The sequence below is a fragment of the Aeoliella mucimassa genome (assembly GCF_007748035.1).
GTDB classification, from domain to species: Bacteria; Planctomycetota; Planctomycetia; order Pirellulales; family Lacipirellulaceae; genus Aeoliella; species Aeoliella mucimassa.
The window spans coordinates 132,969-155,465 of record NZ_CP036278.1; the positions used below are offsets into that span (position 1 = coordinate 132,969).

General features: G+C 58.8%; 18 protein-coding genes. 13 read left to right on the top strand and 5 right to left on the bottom strand.

The window, feature by feature from the left end; genetic code table 11:
* Window positions 1-132 precede the first annotated feature (132 nt).
* On the top strand, window positions 133-447 hold the full coding sequence (locus Pan181_RS00545; RefSeq protein ID WP_145244976.1) for a PEP-CTERM sorting domain-containing protein: 315 nt from the start codon (window positions 133-135) through the stop codon (window positions 445-447).
* 404 nt (window positions 448-851) lie between these two features.
* Window positions 852-1,424: a superoxide dismutase [Ni] gene (locus Pan181_RS00550; protein ID WP_145244977.1), complete on the top strand. Its 573-nt coding sequence runs from the start codon at window positions 852-854 to the stop codon at window positions 1,422-1,424.
* A 36-nt stretch (window positions 1,425-1,460) separates the two neighbouring features.
* Here Pan181_RS00550 and Pan181_RS00555 read toward each other — a convergent pair whose 3' ends face one another.
* Together Pan181_RS00555 and Pan181_RS00560 are read right to left on the bottom strand one after the other, a co-directional pair.
* Window positions 1,461-2,387, bottom strand: coding sequence for a hypothetical protein (locus tag Pan181_RS00555; protein WP_145244978.1), 927 nt, complete (start codon window positions 2,385-2,387; stop codon window positions 1,461-1,463).
* Window positions 2,388-2,517: 130 nt separating this feature from the next.
* Window positions 2,518-3,471: a polysaccharide biosynthesis/export family protein gene (locus Pan181_RS00560; protein WP_197528744.1), complete on the bottom strand. Its 954-nt coding sequence runs from the start codon at window positions 3,469-3,471 to the stop codon at window positions 2,518-2,520.
* 1,018 nt (window positions 3,472-4,489) lie between these two features.
* Here Pan181_RS00560 and Pan181_RS00565 point away from each other — a divergent pair.
* The 6 genes from Pan181_RS00565 to Pan181_RS00590 all read left to right on the top strand — a co-directional run bounded on the left by Pan181_RS00565 (window position 4,490) and on the right by Pan181_RS00590 (window position 13,958).
* Window positions 4,490-5,632 carry an exosortase/archaeosortase family protein gene (locus tag Pan181_RS00565; RefSeq protein WP_145244980.1) on the top strand — a complete coding sequence of 381 codons (1,143 nt, stop codon included), beginning with the start codon at window positions 4,490-4,492 and terminating at the stop codon, window positions 5,630-5,632.
* Between the two features lie 232 nt (window positions 5,633-5,864).
* On the top strand, window positions 5,865-8,255 hold the full coding sequence (locus Pan181_RS00570) for a polysaccharide biosynthesis tyrosine autokinase (RefSeq protein WP_145244981.1): 2,391 nt from the start codon (window positions 5,865-5,867) through the stop codon (window positions 8,253-8,255).
* 283 nt (window positions 8,256-8,538) lie between these two features.
* On the top strand, window positions 8,539-10,668 hold the full coding sequence (locus Pan181_RS00575; RefSeq protein WP_145244982.1) for a tetratricopeptide repeat protein: 2,130 nt from the start codon (window positions 8,539-8,541) through the stop codon (window positions 10,666-10,668).
* 40 nt (window positions 10,669-10,708) lie between these two features.
* Entirely contained in the window at window positions 10,709-11,797 is a 1,089-nt protein-coding gene (gene ribD, locus Pan181_RS00580) for a bifunctional diaminohydroxyphosphoribosylaminopyrimidine deaminase/5-amino-6-(5-phosphoribosylamino)uracil reductase RibD (protein WP_145244983.1), read from the top strand.
* A gap of 166 nt (window positions 11,798-11,963) precedes the next feature.
* Window positions 11,964-12,374 (top strand): hypothetical protein, encoded by a 411-nt coding sequence (locus tag Pan181_RS00585; RefSeq protein WP_145244984.1) that lies wholly within the window; start codon window positions 11,964-11,966, stop codon window positions 12,372-12,374.
* Between the two features lie 171 nt (window positions 12,375-12,545).
* Window positions 12,546-13,958, top strand: a complete 1,413-nt coding sequence (locus Pan181_RS00590) for an arylsulfatase (RefSeq protein ID WP_145244985.1) — start codon at window positions 12,546-12,548, stop codon at window positions 13,956-13,958.
* A 20-nt stretch (window positions 13,959-13,978) separates the two neighbouring features.
* Here the strand turns inward: Pan181_RS00590 and Pan181_RS00595 are convergent, their stop codons facing one another.
* Both Pan181_RS00595 and Pan181_RS00600 read right to left on the bottom strand, forming a co-directional pair.
* Window positions 13,979-14,548, bottom strand: a complete 570-nt coding sequence (locus Pan181_RS00595; protein WP_145244986.1) for a Uma2 family endonuclease — start codon at window positions 14,546-14,548, stop codon at window positions 13,979-13,981.
* Window positions 14,549-14,571: 23 nt separating this feature from the next.
* Window positions 14,572-16,380 carry a heparinase II/III domain-containing protein gene (locus tag Pan181_RS00600; RefSeq protein ID WP_197528746.1) on the bottom strand — a complete coding sequence of 603 codons (1,809 nt, stop codon included), beginning with the start codon at window positions 16,378-16,380 and terminating at the stop codon, window positions 14,572-14,574.
* 279 nt (window positions 16,381-16,659) lie between these two features.
* Here Pan181_RS00600 and Pan181_RS00605 point away from each other — a divergent pair, with 279 nt between their 5' ends.
* From Pan181_RS00605 to Pan181_RS00625, 5 genes are all read left to right on the top strand, one after another.
* Complete coding sequence (locus Pan181_RS00605) at window positions 16,660-17,517, top strand: c-type cytochrome (RefSeq protein ID WP_231943712.1); 858 nt, start codon at window positions 16,660-16,662, stop codon at window positions 17,515-17,517.
* A 109-nt stretch (window positions 17,518-17,626) separates the two neighbouring features.
* Window positions 17,627-18,532, top strand: a complete 906-nt coding sequence (locus Pan181_RS00610) for a hypothetical protein (protein ID WP_145244988.1) — start codon at window positions 17,627-17,629, stop codon at window positions 18,530-18,532.
* 144 nt (window positions 18,533-18,676) lie between these two features.
* Entirely contained in the window at window positions 18,677-20,035 is a 1,359-nt protein-coding gene (locus Pan181_RS00615) for a Gfo/Idh/MocA family protein (protein ID WP_145244989.1), read from the top strand.
* Between the two features lie 35 nt (window positions 20,036-20,070).
* Entirely contained in the window at window positions 20,071-20,823 is a 753-nt protein-coding gene (locus tag Pan181_RS00620; RefSeq protein WP_145244990.1) for a 3-keto-disaccharide hydrolase, read from the top strand.
* 149 nt (window positions 20,824-20,972) lie between these two features.
* Window positions 20,973-21,506 carry an HD domain-containing protein gene (locus Pan181_RS00625; RefSeq protein ID WP_145244991.1) on the top strand — a complete coding sequence of 178 codons (534 nt, stop codon included), beginning with the start codon at window positions 20,973-20,975 and terminating at the stop codon, window positions 21,504-21,506.
* A 39-nt stretch (window positions 21,507-21,545) separates the two neighbouring features.
* Here the strand turns inward: Pan181_RS00625 and Pan181_RS00630 are convergent, their stop codons facing one another.
* Window positions 21,546-22,481, bottom strand: coding sequence for a hypothetical protein (locus Pan181_RS00630; RefSeq protein ID WP_145244992.1), 936 nt, complete (start codon window positions 22,479-22,481; stop codon window positions 21,546-21,548).
* Between the last annotated feature and the right edge of the window lie 16 nt (window positions 22,482-22,497).

The following is a 22,497-nucleotide window of genomic DNA, read 5'->3' on the forward strand; positions in this document are numbered from 1 at the left end:
ACTCAGATGCTTTTCAATGGAATTAGCAAGGCGGTAACTGACGGTTTGGCAGGATTGCGACAAACTGGACAACCATTGGTGTGCGTCCGCCCTGCACTATCATTGACGACTGCAACGGTGAAGGATTGGTTCATGGGTCGGCATCTTCTCTTCTGCGGCTTTGCCATTATCGCTCTTTCCTGCTCGGTAGCTTCAGCTGCCGTGGTGGATGATCGTGATTTAGATGATCTCACCGACACGAGTGCTGTTGCCTTGGGCCAGCCTGAGGACGATCTGGTTGACTCGTACCTGTTGTCAGACGCTTCCACCAAGCGAGTGACCGAACCCCTAAGTGTGCAAGACACGACCGTCGACACCATGACCATCGCCGAACCCGGCACCCTGGGGCTAGTGGCCCTGGCTGGGCTCATGGGTGGAGCAGTCGCGATGCGACGCCGTCTGGGCTAGTTCCCCAGTGGGGGTATTAGCTGCGACCGGTTCTCAATAATTAGCACCTATCTGCTAGAAAATCCCTATCTAAGGGGTTTTCTTTCCCCTAGCTCGAGAGTAGTGTGGGGACAATCTCTTGAATCGATACTCCGTGGGTGGTGCACTGCTGCCTGCGGATAAACCGCATAACTGCGGTGTCTTTCCCCGAATACCGCAGTTTCTGCGAGGCTTTCGTGTCCCCCCTACGCGAGAGCCTCGCCCCTTTTTATGCGGAAATTCAAGCCACTGGTGCGCTAGCTGTGGATGCCCGTGGGACGACGGAAGTGCTACCCACCGCACATCTCTAAGCTATAGAATACTTGAGTATCGTAAATCGACTCCGATTTGCTTGGAATCTTTCACCCACGACTGGAGTATTCGAAATGAAGACACGCTTCATGCTATTTGCCGCCGCCCTGATCATGTCGCTTCCTACCGCTGGCCGGGTGCTGGCTCACTGCCAAGTGCCTTGCGGCATCTATGGCGACGAACGCCGCTTTGAGGAAATGCTGGAAGATACCCAGACCATCGCCAAGGCGATTACTCAAATCAAAGAACTCTCGGGCACCCACGACGCGAATGGCCACAATCAGTTGGCTCGTTGGGTAAGCACCAAGGAAGCCCACGCCAGCAACATCCAAGAGATTATTGGTCAGTACTTCCTGGCCCAGCGCATCAAGTCTGACAAGGAGAACTACGTCGATCAGCTCAAAGCGGCTCACGGCGTGATTGTAGCGGCCATGAAGTGCAAGCAGTCGGCCGAGCCCGCCACGGCCAAGGCCCTGGAGGAAGCGATTCACGACCTGTACCGCGCTTACGAAGGTAAGGAACCGGTACTAGGCGAAGCCGAGCACGCGGCTACCCACGCGGTGACAACTGCCGTGGAAGCCGCTCACGAAGCCCATGCCGAACACAGCCACGAGGCTGGGCACGATCACGAACACGCTGCTCACTAAATCAAGTAGCAAGCAGCGTGTTCGTTGAGCGTTTGCTTAGCGATTTCCGAACAAGCCAGCGGGCAGGTGCGGCGGTGTGTCGCCCAGTTCGCTGGCTTTTTTGCGTTGTTGGAATCCAGCGTTGCGGTTATGGCTGGTGCCGTTGGTGGTCGGAATCACCGAGGCTTGAGCCGGCTGGCTGGCCTGCGAGCGGCTGTCGGTCGCTGCGGCTGGTACTACCATCGAAGCGGTGGCTACTTCGTAGCGAGGCCGTGCGACTGCTGGCTGCGGTGCAGCCGGACGTGCAGATTGCATGCTAAACGGCAATTGCGGCGGTGCGTCGCGATTGGTCTTCGTGAGCGTGGTGCTGGCCGGCGGCAGAATCATGCCCGAGTCGAACAGTCCGCTGGGAGCCGCAGGTGGTTGGCCAAAAGGCAGTCCGCTACCAGGATTTTCGGCCGGAGCGGCTGGCTGACCCGGCAAGGCTGGTCCATCATCGCCAGGACCGCCGAATGGCAGCGAGTCTTCCATGAACGCGGGACGCGGTGGTTGCAGCGGATTCGGCTCAGCCGCAGGAGCTGGACGATTTGGCCGAGCCGGGCGAGCATCGGTATCAAACTCTTCGTTGGTCGGCAGATCCATACCTTCGTCGGTGGCGGCCGGCTCGTCAGGCGTCGGCTCCAAGGCCTCGACCTTAGGTGGAGCCATCTTGTCTTCCGCTTCGGGTGCCGGATGTTTGTTGGGCCCAATAATGCCGGAACCCACCGGAGCTTCTTCGCCGGGTTGCGACTGTCCGGTCGTGGTGCCAGGCCAAGGCCGCCATTTCGTCTTGGTGTAACCCCAAGTCGGACGTTCTGGAGTGCAAACTCCTTCAGGCGAGCAAGGGGGTGGCGTAGGCTGACCGATGGGGGCGGCCAGCAAGCTGGCTGTAGCAACCCAAGGGACCAAAGCGGCACCAATTCTACGAAGACAGCGGGTAGTCATCGATCGAGTTCCTTCGCTTACATCGGGGCGTCTGGCGGATGCAGTGGCTCGCCAGGTTGGTATTCGAATCAGGCCACCCCGCACGACCCTGCGGGCGGGGTGGCTCTAGTTTTAACACAGTTTCGCGTCGTTAGTTCAGTGAGCCTAAGCCGTACCGGGTAATTCGGTTGAGCGTGGCAGTACCGAGCGAGACGAAGCCGAACACACGTTCCATGGGCTGCGTGAATCGCGACAGCACCCCGTCGAACTTACGCATTCTGTCCTCGGCGATGAACAAGCGGTCGCCAGGCAGCAGTTGGTAGTTGGTTTCGGTCACCGCCCCTTGGGTGATGCCTTCGTAGTCGACTTCGAGAATCTGCTCGCAATCCATGCCAGGTTGGGCAGGGCGGGCGATGTAGATTCGCGTGCTCGAAAGCTGGCTCAAACCGCCGATCGAGGCAATCGCGTCGAGCACCGTGTCGTTGCCCGTGATGGGGGCCGTCACGATGTTGTCGCCGAACCCAGCACCCTGAGTGATGATGTAGTATTTCTTGCTGTTGTAGCTGAAGATGTCGACCACCACTTCGGGGTCCACCAGGTACTCCGACAGCTTCTCTTCAATGCGAGCCTTGGCCTCTTCCACGGTGAGGCCGGTTACGTATACCGAACCGTAGGTGCCGAGATTCACGCGGCCGTCCATACCGACGAGGTGCTCGCCGACAATCTGCTGAGCCCCGGCCGATACGCCGAGCGACACCGACACTTCCACGCCGGGGTAGAGCTGCGACAGGTGGCGGCGAATCGATTCCTGAGCGTCGTCGATCGTCTGATTGGCGACTTCCACGCGGCCGTAGCTGGGGCCGAGGTCGATCTTGCCCTCGGGGTCCACAAAGTAGGCGTTGCCGATGGGATCGCGCTGATCGTCCGCACCAATGGCACGCACTAGCAGACCATCGAACGGTTCGATGACGTGGGGCGGCTTGGGCACGATTTTCACCGCGTTAATCAGTAGAATATCGGGTGGTTCGATCACGTAAGGTGGCAAAGTCACCATGTCCTTCTCGCGGCCAGCCGGATTCACCGGGGGGCCTTGGACCGGGTTCATGGGGAACGGTTCGCGTGGTGCCATAAAAGCGGTACACCCGGTGGTCGCAAGAACCAGAAGCCCGAGGGCGGCCATCAATGGGCGGCGATAGGAAAAGTGGATGTTCGTCATGGCCCCGTTTGCCTGTGGAAAAGGTGATTCTGCGTGAGGAGCGTGTTTTCGCGCCTGCAACAGTTCATGCGCAGGTGGGTCAATTCGACCGGCATAGTCGTCACATTCGTAATAATCGGTAGAGTCGCTCGCCAACTTTGCCTGCGATTCGGAAATCGCCACGATTCGAACGAAAGTTGTTTTTGCTAGCAGCCGGTGTGGTGGCAAAGAATTGCGGCAGATTCCCGCGAACCATCCGCTTGTGGGCTGCGTAACCAACAACCGGGCCACGGTACAGCCGCGATAATTGGCACGGCTGGCAAGCGGCAAAGATTAATAAAGCACGCTGTGCCGCTGCCTGCAGGCTCGTAGATCCCCGTTTCGTCGACCGGAAACACTTACTTTTCCACTGGATTGTGGCCTCTTCTCCCCGGAACGAGCACCATGCGACACCCGCTGTTCGACCGTTTTCCGCTGTTTGACAGAATTTTGCACCCCGCTTATCTTCAATTTCAACGCGACCGTTCCCAGGATCTACCCTTAGGGTGGGTAGATCGAGTCTGTCGATGGATCTGGGGAGTGTTGCCTTCTCAGCGAGCAGGCTCGGGATTCGCCCCTTGGCGGTTCCCAGCGGGCTTGGTCCCGTTGACCCTGGTAGCCTTACCAGTGGTAGAGTCCAGGAAGACGGAACTTGCCTCGCGGACACCCAATTGGGGTCGAATCGAACGATGGGAGATATCGTTCGGCGAGGCCCACCAACGGCCGGCTACCCGGCGGGATGGTCCTGTTACGAGAGGCCCAGAATCGCCGCGGAGTTCGACCCAGAAACAACATTAGCCAATTTACACCCTTGTTTACGCAGCAAGGGTGAAATCATTGCGATACCCGTCATCCAGTCCCCAACGTTCAGACTCTCTCTTTTACCACTATGAGCAGCACCTCGGTTCCTCAAGGCGTCAGTTTCATCGGCAATTCGTCGGAGTTGCAGCCCCAATCTCCTGCCGATCAGCGTTGGAGTTTGGTCGCTCTGTTGACCGGCATGGCTTTGTTGATTGGGATCTATTGGAATAGCTTCACGATTGTCAAAGACTTCTGGCTCGACGACACCTACTCGCACGGGTGGATAATCCCGCTGCTAGCGATTTTTCTGATGTGGTGCCAGCGTAAGCCGTTGGGGGGGGCGATTGATCGCGACCAGGAAAACAAAAACATGATGATCGTGGGGGTGCCGCTGGCGGTATCCCTGACCGTTTACATGCTGGGGTTCCACGCCATTGGCTGGGTGCTGTATGCCGTTTCGTTGCTCATTTGCCTGGGGGTCGTCTTCCGGTTCCACGAGTTCGAGGTATTCGGGCCAATGGACCGCTGGATCGGCGCAGGGCTGGTGATGGTCTCCCTGGCCATACGGCTCTTCGGGACCTACCGAGATAATCTGCCGATCGACCGGTATACCTTCCTGCCAGCGATGGTCGGGGTGTTCTTGATGGTCGGGGGCATGCCGCTGATTCGGCGGATGTGGGCCTCGATCCTGTTTCTCTTCTTTATGATGCCGATTCCTTCGATCGTAGAAGGAAAGCTGCTGTGGAGTTTGCAGCGTGTCGCTGCGATGGCCAGCACGACGATTCTGCAGGTGCTCGGCGTTATCGCCCACCGCACTGGTTCGCAGATTCACGTCGATGGGCTCGAGCAGACGCTGGAAGTAGTCGGTGCGTGTGCTGGCATGCGAATGGTCACCATCTTTTCGGCCATGGTCATTGCACTGGTGCTGATTATCGAACGTCCCTGGTGGGAGAAGCTGATCCTGCTGATCAGCGCGCTGCCGATTGCCATTATTACCAATGTGATCCGCATTACTGCTACCGCCTTGCTTTACCTGGCGGTGGAGCACTCGGCGGAGAAGGAATTCTGGCATCAAGTCATTCACGACTGGGCCGGGCTTGCCATGATCGGCGTGGCCTTCGGCATCATGTGGTTTGAATACAAGGTCCTTTCGTGGTTGTTTGTCGAGGAGTCGGGCGACGCCTTGCACTCGATGAATGTCCCCGGCGGTGTTCCCACGGCCAGGTCCTAACTGCCCCGCGGGGTGTTGAATAAATGCCACAGGAGGTGGAAGTTTGGCAACATCTGCAGGCCATTGCTGGTTCCTGACCAATGATTGAAAGCCCTAATTCTCGGCGTTTAGAGAAGTTTCGAGAGTTTGGCTTCAAACTTGCTTTGTAACCAACACCAACGCAGTCTCCGTTCTGCAAGCTTCGTACACACCTAGTCTCGGCAGCCATTACCCCTGAGGAGAGATTATCGCAATGGCTAATCACGACCCAAACGCTTCCTCGATGGATGGCGGGAACTCACCGATGGTTCCTGCACCGATGAACAAGAACGATGTTCAACAATCGCTGATGATTCAGCAACCGTATGCCAGCCCCAACTTTGTCCGCACTCCATCGGTAGTCACCGGGGGGATGGACGCCTCGGGGTTTGTTAACGCCTTGCGCCGGCGTTGGATGCTGGCCACCTTCATGGGCCTGCTGCTAGCAGGTGGTGTCGGTGCAGCACTGTTCTTCCTGTTCCCCGAGTCCGACACCGCTGTCGCTCGCTTTATTGTGCGAGCCGACACCATGACCATTATCGAAGGCCCCAAAAACATTAGTGGGGCGAGAGACTTCGATATCTTTCGGGCGACTCAAGTTGCCCAAATGAAGAGCTTTAACGTGATTAACACGGCTCTTAGTAATCCCAGCATCACAAACAGCAAATTGCTTAACGAAGCGGATAATGCGGCGATGTGGCTGGCCGACAACATCGATGTACGCTTTGAAGGCGACAGCGAATTGATGCGGATCTCGCTGACCCAAAGCACTGGTAGCGATGGCGACGAAATGAGAGAAGAGCTACGCAATATCGTGAATGCGATGTGCGACGCCTACAAAGAGCAAGTGGTGACCAAGAATCGCTACGAACGTAGCGAAATCCGTGAAACCCTGATTGGTACCTTCAAGGAACTGAACGAAGATATTCGTGATAAGTGGGAAGAGTATCGCACGATTGCGAACGACTTGGGTATTGCAGCCGACGGTCAGTACGATCCTTCGGTGCGGATGCTTTTTGAGCAGCTCACCGCCAAGTTGAAAGAGCGACGCGACCTGGAGGAGCAGATTCGAGGGATTCAACTCGAATACGCTCGCTGGAAGTCGTTTAAAGACAATCCTGATCTCAAAGAGCAGAACATCATTGCCCAGGTTTCCGCGGATGAAAACATCCTGATGATGGAACAGGAACTGTTGTACCTGCAGATGCAAAAGCGGGACGCCGAGAAGCGTTCGCGAGGTCGGATGAACTCCGAAGTGCAGCGTGTCCAAACTCAGATCGATCAGCAGAACCAATTGATTCAACGGGAACGTGCTCAATTGCGTCAGCAAATCGAACAACAAATGGCCAACGCTCCCGATATCGAGTTGGCTCTCTACACTCAAGAGTTTAATCGCCAGCTTCAAGTACTCGGTGGACGCCTGCAGCAGCTCAAGGATGGCTACGATGTACCTTCGAAAGATGGTGAAGTGATTCGCGAGTTGGGTATCTCCGAGATTGTCACCGAACTCGAAGCCAAGGCCCAAGGCTCCACCGAATTGGTGGTTCGCGAAGCCGAAATCAAGCAGCTTGAACAAGTGGCCGAAGACCTTGGCCGCCGTATTCAAGCTTGGGAAATCGAAGAGAAAGCCGAAGAGCGAATTGAGCTGTACGAAAGTGCCTACATTTTGCCAGGCATCAATAAGCTGCAGCACTATGCGATCACTGGTATCGGTAGCCTGGCCACCTTGGTGGTCGCCTGCCTGGGCATTGCTTACCTTGAGTTCCTTGGTCGTCGCCTGAATGGCCCGAAGCAAGTGGACGAAGGTCTTGGCATCCGCGTGGTCGGTACCCTGCCAAAGCTCAAGGCACGTCATCAGGCTCAGATCACCGAATCGATCGACAGTGTGCGTACCGCACTCATGCACGAATCGAGCTCCAAGCAGCGGCAAGTGGTGATGATCACCAGCCCGCGAGCGATGGAAGGTCGTACGACGGTCGCCAGCCAACTGGCTGGTAGCTTGGCTCGTGCCGGTCGTCGCACCTTGCTGATCGACGGCGACCTGCGTCGTCCTGCGTTGCACTCGCTGTTCAACGTGCCGCTCGAAGATGGTTTGTGCGAAGTACTGCGTGCCGAGGCCGATGTGTCGGACGTGGTGCGAGCCACTTCGGCCGAAGGCCTGTGGCTGATGACCGCTGGTTACTGCGACGCCGAAGCGGTGCACGCCATGGCCACCGACCAGATTCAACCGATCTTCGACAAGCTTCGTTCCGAATACGACTTTGTGATCATCGACGGTGCCCCGGTGCTCGGTTTGTCCGACTCGCTGATGATGGGCCAACACTGCGACGGTGCTCTGCTGAGCGTGTTGCGGGACCACACCACGGTGCCCGACATCTATCAGTCGAGCGAACTGCTCCGCAGCGTCGGCGTCCGCCTGATCGGCTCGGTCGTCAACGGTGTCTCGGCCAAGTCGGACCGACGTGTCAGCCACCTGCAAGTGGCCGCTCCGAAGTCGAATCGCAAGCAGATCAAGAGCAAGCCGGCCGAAGCTTCGGTCGCCAGCGAGCCCTCGGCTGCCAGCGACGATAATGACTTCGATTTTAGCGACCTGTCCGACGACTAACGAAAACGGTGTGTACTCGACTCGATCGGCTCGCCGGGTATTGCGGCGAGCCGGTCGGTGTCACCCAACGGAAACTCTCCTCAGCGGGGTTTCGATTCGGCGGCTTTTTGAGCCCCGAAGCGAAACCCCGCTTTTTTTATGGCCTGCCGAGGCCGGGGACAGCCAAAGCCTCGCAATTCATAGATTCTGCGAAGTGGCTGGCCCGTTTTGGGGCTCGTGGGGTAGAATGCAGCTCTGACCACCTTTATCGCACATTTATCCTATTTTCAGATGGTCTGCTGCCATGGATCCTTACTCCCTCTGCCCTTGTGGGAGTGGCAAGAAGCTCAAATTCTGCTGCTCCGACCTGATCGGCGAGATCGAAAAAATACACCGGATGATCGAGGGCGATCAGCCCCGTGCGGCCTTGCGCCATGTGGAGCAAACGCTGCAAAAGTCGCCAGGCCGAGCGTCGCTGCTCGACCTCCAGGCGATGCTCCAGCTTTCACTCGGCGAACTCGAATCGGCCGAGAAAACCGTTGCCGAGTTCCTGAAAGCCGATCCCGATAGCCCCTCGGCCCACGCCCACCACGCGATGGTGCTTGCCGAACGCGAAGACGCTAGCGGAGCCATCGCGGCCCTGCAGTCGGCGCTCGAGCGGGTAGAAGTGAACTTGCCACAGCGGGTGCTCGAAGCCATTGGCAGCGTCGGCCATGCAGTGCTCTCGGCCGGCGACATCGTCGCTGCCAGGGCGCACCTTTGGCTGTACGAGGCCGTTTCCGGCGAAGCCGGCGACCATCGTGCCCTCGAACTCCTGGTGCGGATGAACCAAGTGGCTGGCCTTCCGCTGCTGCTTCGCGATCGTTTGGCGCTCAAGAGCCTGCCCGAAGGCCATCCGGCCGCGGCCGAGATGCGGGTGGTACAACAGTTGGCCGCCGCGGGCAAATGGCGCATCGCCGAAGCCCAGCTCGACGAGATCCTACCCGACCATCTGGACGAGCCGCTGTTCTTCTACAATCGCGCGCTGCTCTCCGGCTATCTTGGCGACCCTAAGAACTTCGTGGCCGGCCTGCGTTTGTACGCTCGCCAGCAAATTGCGCTGGACGACGCCGTGGAGGCCGAGGCCATCGCCCAGTTGGTCGATACCGAACTGGAAGACAAGCTTAACAGCGCGGTTCGCGTGGTGTTCGAACTCAAGAACGAAGACACCTTTGTCGAGCGGATGAGCGACCATGCCCAGGTGTTGCCGTTGCCGCTGTCGCGCGAAGAGCTGGAATCGTTCGAAGGTCCCAAGCCGCGTACGTACTGGATGCTGCTTGATCGCCCCGAGCCCCAGGAAGTGGCCGACCTCACTCGCGAGGATGTGCCTCAGGTATTAGGTTTCATCTCGCATTACGGTCGCCAGACCGATCGGGCGGAACGCGTGGAGTTTGTGACCGACCGCGACGAGCGGTTCGCTAACATTCTCGATACCCTGCGCCAGGCAGCCGGCGATACGCTCGGCGAACAACTCGACGAGCAGGATCTCGGCCCCGCCCCCGGGCAGGGCGATCCCGCGTTGAGCTGGCGCTGGCACTTGCCGCAAACCGTGCCGGCGGAGAAGCGTCGCGAGCTGTTGCAGGCCGAGCATCGTGTCGCGTTGCTCGAGCGGTGGCCCGACTCGCCTCGGGCGGCACTCGGCGACAAAACCCCGCGCGAAGCATCTAGCAACGAAGAAATGAAGCTGCCACTGCTGGCGGCGATTTTGCTGCTGGAACTTGGTGTGGCGAACGCTTTGCAAACCGATATGTTCGTCGAGTTGCGGGACAAACTCGGTTTGCCCCAGCCCGAGAGCATCGCAGCCGACTCGGTGGATGCTGGGAGTGTTTCGATCGCTCGTATCCGCCGTATCGATCTGTCGGGCTTCAGCAACGACGACTTGATGTTGCTGTTCAAGCGTTGTGCGTTGGTGAACGCGACCCCGACGATCAACGCGATCATTCGCGAGGCGCTCACCCGCGACGATTTCGACCAGTACGTTCCCAAGGATCGGTTGTTCGAGCAATTGTTCTCGTCCGAGCCTGATAGCAACGCTGCCTTGGCGGTGCTCGACGACGCACGTCGCTGGTCTGCGGGGCAAGGGCAGTCGTGCGGTGCGTGGGACCTGCTGGAGTTGCAGCTCTACATTCAGGAAGGCAATTCCGAGGGAGCGAACCGCGTGCTGACGCATCTTCGCGATGAGCACATGGACGAACCTGATATTGCCAATCAGGTTTATCAGCTGCTGTACATGATTGGTGCCATTCCCGAGAACATGGGAGCTGGTGGGCCGCATTCGATTCCCTCCTCGGCGGTAGCCGACGCTGCTCCTGCTGCGGAATCGAGCTCGGCCATCTGGACCCCAGGCGGCGAGTCCGGTTCGACCGGCAAGTCGAAGCTGTGGACTCCCGACTGACGCTTAGGCGGTATGTTGGCCACGATCTGAAAAGGGACTCATGACAGACGATACGCTGTTCATGCAACGTGCCATCGACCTGGCCCGTCAGGGCGAAGGGCACGTGGAACCAAACCCGATGGTCGGCGCCGTGGTGGTTCGTCACGGCCAGGTCGTCGGCGAAGGGTACCATCAAAAGTTTGGCGGTCCGCACGCCGAGGTGCACGCGCTCGCAGCCGCTGGCGAATCCGCCCGCGGGGCAACACTGTATGTCACGCTCGAGCCTTGCTGTCATACCGGCAAAACACCTCCTTGCACCCAGGCGGTACTGGCGGCTGGCATCGCGCGAGTGGTCGTCGCGGTGGGCGATCCGTTTCCCCAAGTCGACGGTGGCGGCATCGCACAACTGCGAGCTGCCGGCATCGAGTGCGAAGTCGGAGTGTTGGAGCGCGAGGCTCGATACTTGCTTGCTCCCTATCTCAAGTTGGTTACCACCGGCAAACCTTGGGTGATTGCCAAATGGGCGATGACCCTCGATGGTAAAATGGCGACTCACACGGGGTCGAGTCAATGGATCAGCGGCGAATCCTCTCGCGCTGTGGTGCATAAGATCCGCGGCCGCATGGATGCCATCGTCGTCGGGTCCGGTACCGTACATGCCGACGACCCGTTGCTCACCGCCCGACCTGCTGGCCCTCGGGTACCGGTGCGGGTGGTGCTCGGCGACCTGACCACCGACACGAAGCTCGCCCAAACCATGGATGAAGCCCCGTTGATGGTGGTCCGCCAGCGCGACACCGAGGCCGACGAGTACCAATGGCTGCTCGACGGGGGAGGGGAGCTGTGGATCTCGGGCACCGACGATCGACTGACCCGCATCAACTTGCTGCTCGACGAACTCGGCAGCCGGCGGATGACCAACGTGTTGGTTGAAGGAGGGGGCAAAGTGCTCGGTGCGCTGTTCGACGCCCATGCGGTGGACGAGGTGCACGTGTTCATCGCGCCGAAGATCGTCGGCGGCGAGGGAGCCCCTACTCCGGTAGCTGGACTGGGACTGTCGGACATGGCCGCTGCCTGGCAGCTAGTCGACACACGCATCGAAACGCTCGGCACCGACATGTACTTATCGGGGCGGCTCCCGAAGTCGTAAGCGGCCAACCGCCCGAGCTTCACGATAAATTAATACTTGTGTAAGCCATCGCACCGTCGGCAAAGCCCAGTAGCGGATACTATAATCGGACCCGATGGTCGGCAGGCGGAGTAAGCTGCCGCCGACCCTCACGCCCACCCCGTGTTGCATGCCCAGGAGTTTTCCGATGAAGTCGCTGTTTGCGTTAATCGCTGTTACTACGTTGCTGGCCACTGGGTGTGGCGAGTCGACCACGATCGATCCGTCGAGTACCGCTACTGCGGCTCCCGTGGAAGCAGTCGTGCTTTGCAAAGATTGTGGTCAGGTAAAAGGTAGCGAAGCCTGCTGTGCCGAAGGTGCCGAGATGTGCGACTGTGGCTTCCATCACGGCTCGCCTGCTTGCTGCAAATTAGAAAAATCCGGCGAAGACATCACGCTGTGCACCAAGTGTGGCCAGGCCGAGGGTTCCGAGAAGTGTTGTGCCGAAGGGGCCGACCTCTGCCCACTGTGCGGCCTGCAAGTTGGGTCGCCTGGTTGTGTGGTCGAAGAGTCGAAACTGGTCAAAATCGAAGACGAATCGTACCCCGAGGACGAATAGTCGCAGCTGCGGCAAACTAAAAACCACAAACCTCGGTCGCATTTGCGGCCGAGGTTTTTTATGCGCCAGCGATTTCGCGACTGCATGGCAACGTGCGGATCGCGGTGTTAAGCTGGAAGGCTTATGGTCGAAGCGTTCTTTTCGCGTAATCCTTATCGAGGCAGATTCACCATGAAAACTCTCCTCCGTTGTTTGACCTTGTTGCTGATGTTCGCCCTGTCGGGGGGACAGGCTTTGGCCGAAGATGCCGAGCAGCCGAATATCATCTTCATTCTGGCCGACGACCTGGGATACGGCGACCTCGGTTGCTACGGGCAGAAGAACTTTGCGACTCCGCGGATCGATCAGCTGGCGAACGAAGGTTTGCGATTCACTCAGCATTACGCTGGCTGCACGGTTTGTTTTCCCTCGCGGTCGGTGCTGCTGACCGGTCAGCATATGGGGCACGTGTTGTGTCGGGCGAACGGCGACTACCAGTTCCCCGAAGATCCGCAAGAGATCACCATCGCGTCTCGGCTGAAGCAGGCAGGCTACCACACAGCGATGATCGGCAAGAGCGGACTGTCGTGTCGGTCGGACGATCCTAGCCTGCCGAATCGCAAGGGCTTCGACCACTTCTTTGGCTACCTGTCGCACGGGGCCGCCCACCGCTACTACCCCGAGCACCTCTATCGCAACGGTGAGCAAGTCGACTACCCGGGCAATCACGGGAAAGAGGGAGACACCTATTCGGGCGACCTGTTCCTGGCCGACGCGCTGCGCTACCTCGACGAGCGAGCGGAAGCCGGCGGGCCGTTCTTCCTGCACTTGTCGCTGCAGCAGCCGCACGCGGATTTGCAAGTCACGCAGAAGTACCGAGAGCAGTTCATTGGGCAGTTCGACGAGCAGCCCGCCAAGGGTGGCGGTTACCGCGACGAAGCCCATCCGAAGTCGACCTTCGCCGGCATGGTAACCTACCTTGATACTACCGTGGGGCAGGTGATCGACAAGCTCCACCAGACGGGCATGGCCGAGAACACGCTGGTGATTTTCTCGAGCGACAACGGAGCGATGAGCGAGGGAGGGTGGAGTGCCGAGTACTTTACGTCGAGCGGCCCGTTGCGCGGCGGCAAACGCGACATGTACGAAGGGGGACTTCGCGTGCCGACCATCGCGTACTGGCCTGGCACCATTACCGCTGGCACCGAGAGCGACCACCAGAGCGCGTTCTACGATTTCGCCGCGACCGCGTGCGAACTAGCCGGCATCGCCCCGCCGGCGAACACCGACGGCATCTCCTACGTTCCCACGCTCACCGGCGCCGGCTCGCAACCAACGCACGAGTATCTGTACTGGGAGTTCTACGAGCAGGGGGGCAAGCAAGCGGTTCGCTACGGCGACTGGAAGGGAGTGCGGCTGAACGTGAACAAGAACCGCAACGCTCCCATCGAACTCTACAACCTGGCCGACGACCTCGGCGAGCAGCACGACATCGCTGCCAATCACCCAGAAGTAGTCAAGAAAATCGCAGCCATCATGGATGAGGCCCATGAGCCCTCGCCGCTGATCGACTTTGGCCAAGTAAGGAAGAAGCCGAAGAAGTAGCGGATGGTTGGTTTGATGAGCTACTTTGCGAACTGCACTCGCTCGTACAGATCCTGCAGCGGTACTTCGGCTTCGATCGTACTCAGCGGAATGACTGCGTCGATCCCTTCGTAGAGTTCAATTTCAAATCCTTCGGATGTGCGACGGTGGACCGTTACGCACGGGGATTCGGTCTCGAGCACCAGATATACGTCGAGCGTAGGAATGGTTTGGTAGGCGGATCGCTTCTCCCCGTCATCAGTGCGGCGAGTCGATTCCGAGATCACTTCGGCGATCAGGACGGGACGATCTTGAAACGTTTCTTCGGGATCGTTCGGGTCGCAAACTACCATGCCATCGGGGTAATAAAACCGCGGGTAAGCGGCTTGCTCGATTCGCACTTTCGTATCGGAGTTGAACGGCTCGCATGGCTTACCGCGAAGCTGCGCATGGAGCACGCCAAGTAGGTTTGCAGCAACTCGATTGTGCACGTTAGTCGCGCCGGCCATGGCGTAGGCATAGCCGCCCAGATACTCGTGCTTCACATCGCTCACGAGTTCCTCAGCTAGGTATTCGTCGACCGAGATTGGTACATGCTTGGTAATAGACATGCAGCCTCAGGCAATTGCGGTGGCTATTTTCCAGCGGTGAGTTCGACCTTCAGGTCGTAGTTGCCGGAGTCGGGGGCTTTCGCGCTCCACACGATCAGGCGTGTGTCGCGTTTGGAGTCGCCGTACATGCCTTCGGGGGGCTCGCAAGGCGATACGCTCCATTCGCCGGGCGTGTCGCTGATGGCTGTTAGCTGGAGCGTCTTGCCCGACTGGGTCAGCTGTATTCGATGGCCGTCGATCGCGACATCGGCCTTGGTCACCATGGTCCAGTCGATGCTGGCTTGTGGTTTCACCCCTTGCAGGTGGTCGACCACGGTCACCTGGCGGTTCTTAGCATCGAACGTAAAGTCGCGGGTGGCCTTCTCTACTTTCGCCAGCGCTAGTACAGGAGCCATGTCGACGCTTACCGATCCGGTCGACTGCTCCAGCGGTTTGTAGTCGGTAAAAGTCGATTGCCCGGTGACTTTGTAGGGCTGGTTATCGACCGTAATCGTGTTGTGACCGAAGTTGGTGTAAGGGAAGATGTTCCAGCGATCGCCCGATTGTTTGTGATCGAACAGGTGGATACCGCGTTGTTCGTAGTCGTTGTAGTTCACCGCTCCGAGGTCGATCGCCCAGCGAATGCCGTCGGCTTCGAGCACGAACGAGCCCGAGTCCATATGGCCGTGGTTGATATTCGGACGGCCTGCCTTGGCGGCCAGGTACAACGCGTTGGGATCGGTCCACGAGGTGCGGAACATAGCCAGCGGCTGTTCGCCGCGCCCACACCAGCTTAGGTCGAGCGGCTTCGATGCTTGACTCTCCGGCGAACGCCATAGCACCGCGAACGGCAGCATGCGATCGCGGCGATTCGCGCCCGACAGTCGGGCGACTGCGTTCACGTTGTCGGGCGTGTTGGTTCGCGAAGCAAACCAGTAGAGCGCGGCCGGTGTGCCGACCTTGTCGCCGCCGTCGGCGTAGTTGTAAGCCAACCCGGTGGGGCCGGTCGCGTGGGCGACAAACTGACTGCTCGCCAGCAAGGCCGGCGTGGTAAGTCCCATGTCGGTACCGAGGGCTGTTTCGAGCGAGTCGATCAGCATCACCTGGTACGAGGTGCCATACACCCAGTAGCCGGGGCCTTCGGGATAGACGCCGTCGGGCTCATAGCAGCCAACAGCCCGCGGATTGTTCTTCTTCACCTCTTCGAGTACCAGGCGGGCGAGTTCCGGCTCGTCTTCGGCCAACGCGAGCGCGGCAATGGTCATGCCGCCGTAGCAGACGGAGTTCCAATTGTGGTTGCAGGTTTTCCACCAGTAATTGTTCTTGATGAGTCGCAACGCATGCTCACGCAACCCTGCGTGAATCTTCTGTCGCGAGTCATCAGGTAGGTACTCGTACAACCAGTCGTAACCAAGCCCCACGGCCGCGGCCATTTCGGCCACGTCGAGGTAGTGATTCGGGTTCCAGTCGCTAAACTGGCAAACGTTGAGCATCTCGGCTTCTGCCCGAGCGGCATAACGCTCGTCGCCGGTGGAGTGATACGCAACCGCCAGCGTGGTGATGCGAAGCAAAGCCTCGCGCGAGACGCTCAGCAATCGTTTGCCAGTCATCTTGCGTTCGAGTAGTGGGGCTTTCAGGTAGCTGTCGGCCGATTTCTCAATCTCTTTGAGAATCGAATCGAGTTCGGCATCCGTTTCCCGCTCGGTCGAAAGCTTCGCGAAGTCATCGCTCGTGGCCATGATTCGGGGGTGATCGGGTTTCAGCGATTGCAGGAGTGACTGTTGCGCGAAACTCGGTAAAGTGCAGAGCATCAGCAGGATGAACAGCGGCAGTACGCGACGTAAAATAGTCATCGAAACCTCCGAGATAGGCGAAAAGTGCACGCGGTAAGTATAGCAGGTTACATAACCGGGATGGTAAGCGCGAAGCGCATCTTGTGGGTATCGCTTGTTTAGGCGAGGGTGGAGAGGGTCTCGGAGCGAGATCCATCGATCCACCGCGCGAGCTTTCCGCATTCGTTCCGAAACCTTGCTTGACCCGTGCACCTCGCGCGGCAAGATAGCAATAGTCGAGATTGATGAAATGCACCCAACGTGCGCCATGTTAGTGATTTGCCCTGGGAGTGACTTGAAGTGACAAAGCCATCGAAACCGTGGATTGTAGTATTCGCCGCGATCACGTTGGGAGCGTTCGCCTCGCTGGCGATTGATACCGAAGCACAAGACAAGCCAGCGACTTCGCAAGGTGACTCAACCGTATCGGACAGCGAATCACCAGCGACGGGACTCAAGGAAGTGGTGGAACTAGGGCGCGACATTGTGATGAATACCAACACCCATCCGCTCACAAAAGAGTTTGTGGGCAACGATCTCAAGTGCACCTCGTGCCATCTCGAAGGAGGCACCGATCCGAAGGCGGGCACGTTTATCGGTTTGGCCACCGCCTACCCCGCTTGGTCGCCCCGGGAACAGCGGGTAATCACGCTGGAAGATCGCATTCTCAATTGTTTCATGCGGAGCATGAATGGCACTCGGTTGCCAGTCGGTAGCAAAGCCTCGGTAGCGATGGCCACTTACATCACATCGCTGTCGGAGGGGATGCCGATGAAGATGAACCAGAGCAAACCACTTGGGCCGAACCACGTACCGATGCTCGAGTACGATTTCGCGAAGGCCAACATCGAACGCGGCATGCAGCTGTATGCCGACGAGTGTGCTTACTGCCATGGCGACCAGGGCGAGGGGACCGACGATGGCCCGCCGGTGTGGGGCGACCGATCCTACAACAACGGGGCGGGGCTGTCGCGGGTGCCGAAGATGGCTAGCTGGTTGAAAGTTGCGATGCCGCTCGGCGATCCTTACCTGACCGAAGAGCAGTGCGCCGATATCGCCGCCTACGTGAACTCGAAACCACGGCCGGAGTTCAAGATGAAAGACCACTTGCCGCCGGCCGAGAAGATGGGGGAATACAACGGAGTGGTCGAAGAGTAGACCTCCCAGAACTGGTGGTAATGCACGGTTGGTGTGGTCCGCGACTCCGAGTTATGATGGCGGGTGCGATAGTCCCTCGTCCGCGGTTCACTCTCGGTTCATGGGTGCGATGTCCGACGTTGTCAAAATCAAAACCTGTTGCCCGCATTGTGGTTCGGTCTTCAAGGTAGCCGCCAGGCATGTCGGCAAGGTGGCCAAGTGCCCTGCCGCGCGGTGTGGCAACCAATTTCGGGTGGTTGAGATGGACGCCGCCCCCGCCCGGACGCTCGATACTCCCTTCAACCGATCCTACGATGGCCATTTCGCGGAGGACGATGCCGACCGGTTGAAGCTGCCTGAAGGCCAGGACGAGTCGCATGGGTTTACACTGTCGAATACCATGGCTTCGCACCCTGGCAACATCAAAGTGAACTACTTGCGGTGGGTGCTGCACCAACCGAAGTGGCCATGCTTGTTTACGTTGGGCGAAGTCGCTTGCCTGGGACTGCTAGCTTGGGCATCCTGGTGGTGGTGGATTCTGCTGCTACCAATCGCATTGCTCATGACGCTCGTCAACGTGTTCTATTGGTGGCGCTTGAGCAATCACTTTCAGTTTGGATGCGCGAACGTCGGCCAGGTGGTGTCGCTTGAACCCACGTTGCTGGCGGTCGACACAGACTTGTCGCATGGCGAAGGTGACTATCCCGTAATTAAGATCATCGAGATCTCCATCGATCGCTCTGGCGGTAAGCCTTTGGAAATCGGCATGCATGTGCCGACCGTATCGTTGTATGCTCCCCCGCCAGAACCCGACGCGCCGCACTGGGCGAACTTTTTTCCCCTTCCAGCCGACTACGTTTGTGGCAAGCCGGAACAAATCGAACAACTGCTCGCCCGTTTGGATCGCGACGACTACGAGAACCTCGACAAGTGGCTCAAGTCGGTTCCGCAACCCTACAAGCCGGGACTCTATCTCATGTGGAGCGAGCCCGACAAAGCGATCGGGCGGTTGCCGGAGTGGAAGATCTACGACTAGCAGCAAGCAACGTTCAGGCTGCAAAACAAGGGGAATGACAATTCTTGCGAATCGGCCAAAAAGGGTCGCGGTCCAGTTTGTCGCGCGCTTACAATGGGGCACCGCTTCTATCCCTCTCTGTGGTTAACATGCTGGAGGTTCGCGATGAGTGTCACACGGACGAACGTAAGTCGTCGCCGATTCATGCAGGCTAGTGCCGTAGGAACCTCGGCTCTGTTGTTGCCGCAAGTGCATGTATCGGGGCAAGAAGCGAAGCCCGAACAGCAAAAGCTCAACATCGGCATCATTGGCACCGGAGGGCGTGGGCAGGCCAACCTGGGTGGTGTGCAGCACGAAAATATCTACGCCCTCTGCGATACGAATGGCAACGTGATCGATCAGGCGCGGAGCAATTATCCTAAAGCCAAAGTCACTAGCGACTGGCGAGAACTGGTGGAAGATCCCCAGATCGACGCGGTCGTCATCAGCACGGCCGACCATCATCACGCGCTCGCTTCAATCGCAGCGATGCGGGCCGGCAAGCATGTGTACTGCGAAAAGCCGCTTGCTCACACAGTTCGCGAAGCCCGGTTGATGCAGCAGGTCTATGCGGAGCAGCGGGGTAAGATTGCCACGCAAATGGGCACCCAAATTCATGCGACCGACAACTATCGTCGAGTCGTGGAGCTCGTGCAGGCGGGGGCCATCGGGCCGATTCGCGAAGCCCATGTCTGGTGCGGGCGGACCATCAATCCCGTGGATCCGGTCGAGTTGCCGGAGCAGTCGATTCCAGCGAACTTCGATTGGGAAACCTGGCTCGGCCCCGCGGCCATGCGTCCCTACAACGGCGGCTACTGGCAAGGGGGCAACCTGAACTGGAACCGTCGGTGGGAGTTCGGCAACGGGGTGCTCGGCGACATGGGGAGTCATCTGATTGACCTGCCGTACTGGGCGTTGGAGCTAACCCATCCTGAGTCGGTAGAGTCCGAAGGCCCCGCGATCGATGAGTTTGCCTGCCCACCATGGCAAGTCGTCACCTGGCAGCACCCTGCCCGATCGGGCAACGAGTACGTATCGGGGCCGCTGAAGGTGGTTTGGTACCACGGCAACGAAGGCATGCAGCGCCGTTCCGACCTACTGCAGCCGCAGCTCGGCGACGACACCAACCTGGCCGACTGGCACATCGGCGTGACGTTCGTCGGCGACAAAGGGTTGCTCACCGCCGACTACGGCCGGCATCTATTGAGCCCCAGCGGCGAGTTCGCCGATTACACTCCGCCGGCTCCGTCGATTGAAAAGTCGGCCGGGCATTACCACGAGTGGACCAACGCCTGCAAGTCGGGCGGCGAGTCGCTGTGTAACTTCGAGTACTCGGGCCGACTGATCGAACACAACTTGCTCGGCAACGTGGCTCACCGCGCCGGCAAGAAACTCACCTGGGACGCCGAGTCAGCAACCATTACCAACGTGCCGGAAGCGATGCAGTTTGTCGATAAAGAGTATCGCGACGGATGGAAAGTATAACGCGTGTTTCAAGCCAATCGGAGAATACAACAATCATGATACGTTCCTGCACCTGGAGCTTACGCACCGCACTCGTTTGTCTGGCACTAGCCCTCCCCATTACCGCTGCACGCGCCCAAGAAGCTCCAGCCACCACCGACGCTCCCAAGGCGTTCATCGATGGCACCGGCGAGGGATGGCGTCCGCTCACGAAGGACGACTTCGTGAACGTGAACTGCCATGACGATACTTGGACCTGGAACGACGAAGGGGTGCACTGCACCGGGAGTCCGACCGGGGTGATGCGCACCACGAAGAAGTTCACCAATTTCGAACTAGTGTGCGAATGGAATCACCGCAAGAACGCTGGTAACAGCGGCATCTTTGTGTGGACCACGCCCGAGTCGATTGAGCGACTCGCCGAAGCTGGCAAGCCAGGTTTGCCGCAAGGGATCGAAGTCCAGGTGCTCGACTTAGGCTACGCGGAACAGTACGAGAAGTCGTACAACAAGCCGGCCGACTGGTTTACCAGCCATGGCGACGTGTTCCCGGTTGGTGTCAAAATGAAGCCCTTTCCTCCCGTCGCCCCGGACGGAGTTCGCAGTTTCCCCAGCAAGGAACTCACCAAAGGTGTTGGTGAGTGGAACCACTACTACGTCCGCGCGATCAATGGCGAAGTGCGGCTGTGGGTCAACGGCGAAGAAGTCTCTGGCGGCACCAGCTGCGAACCTAGCACCGGATACCTTTGTCTAGAATCCGAAGGTTCCCCAATCGATTTCCGTAACTTGCGGATCCGCGAATTGCCGTAACTCTCGCCAGTGCGATTCGTTGCGTATTAGGCACCGGGAACTTGAGTTCGGGTGGTGCTCGGGAGTATAGTCACACGTCTGGCCGACTCATGTCTTCGGAGCAAGGTCGCTTCGAACGCGCTCGGCATCGGTTGTATCGAGGTAGGTGGATGGCAGCAGTTGATTTTGCTTCGCTCGTTGCGGCGATACTCGAAGATTACGCACTTCCCATCACGGGCTTTCATGGCGTTGCCCATTGGGCGCGGGTGTTCGAAAACGGCATGCGGCTCGCCGACGAGACCGACGCGCGACGCGAAGTAGTGCAGTTGTTTGCGGTGTTTCACGATTCGCGGCGGATCACCGAGCACTTTGATCCTGGTCACGGACAGCGTGGGGCCGAGCTGGCCAAGGCGATGCGAGGACAGTGGTTTGAGCTTCCCGACGAGGACTTCGAGCTGCTGTATCTGGCGTGCGCCGGACATACCGATCAACGGACGCACCCCGATGTCACCGTGCAAACTTGCTGGGACGCCGACCGGTTGGATCTGGGCCGCACCGGTATCATTCCGCATGCCGATTACCTTGGTACCGAAGTGGCTCGCCGTCGTGATACGATGCACTGGGCCGACGGTCGGGCGAGTTTCCATCTGGTGCCCGACTGGATTTCGCAGGACTGGAAAGTCGACCTCGCGACATTCAGCTAACCACGATCGCTTGCGGATTGCGATCCAAGGGAAGCAGGATTACCACTCGAGGCCAAATCGCATCCCGGTAGTGGTGTAAGCGACTTGATCGAAGAAGTTGGTATCCCATAGTTGCTTCTCGACCTGAAACTGAAACACAAAGTCGGATGCAGCCAAGTGGCGTCGATAGCGTATGCCAAGGTTGGCTTCGCTGATCGAAAGCGTACCATCGGCCCGCGAGTAGTTCACGCTGTTATCCAGTTCGGCAGTGCCAGCGAGCATACTGATGCGCCCGCCGCCGAACACCCCCCACTCGCTGCAATAAGTGGTACGCAGGGGATGGTACCCCTCGGCAAATGCGGTAAGTCCTCCGCCGCCGATGGTGTCTTCGCTGTCGTCGGCAAACGTGAACCCGAGTCCGGCTCCCCGCCCACCGACCCCGAGCATTAGTTCGAGCGTGTCGACTTGCAGCCGCTTGTAGATTTCGAAATCGATGATCGCCGCGCCGGTCTCCAGGTCCATCGGCGCTCCAGAACCTCCGGCGATGGCCTGCGGCTCCATGCCGGTCATCCACGCCTGCACGCGGAAGCCAAGCCCCTCGCTGTTTTCAAAGCCAATGTAAGGCCGGACCGATACCGAGGTGCGATCTTCGTCGAGGGCGAACGCGCTGCTCGTGAACGACATGGTGGTGATACCAATGTCGGTGCCACCAAACCAGTGCGCCCGATAGTTAGTACTGCAGGCGACCAGCGAGGGGGTGAGTTGTGGTCCGATGGCGGTCTCCTGGTACACCACCGCCGGATCGTACGAGCCAGGGGTCATGCTGCCAGGGGGAATGTAAACCATCTGGGGTTCGTCGCTCGCAGCAGGGGGGGCAAAACTGCTAGGGTTGGCAGCGGGGGCGATATCGAGCGAGTCGTAAGCCGGGTTGCTAGCAATGCTATCCCCCGCGGCCGCGCACGTGACCAACACCATTAACAGTAATACAACCCGCATGATGACGTTTCCAAGC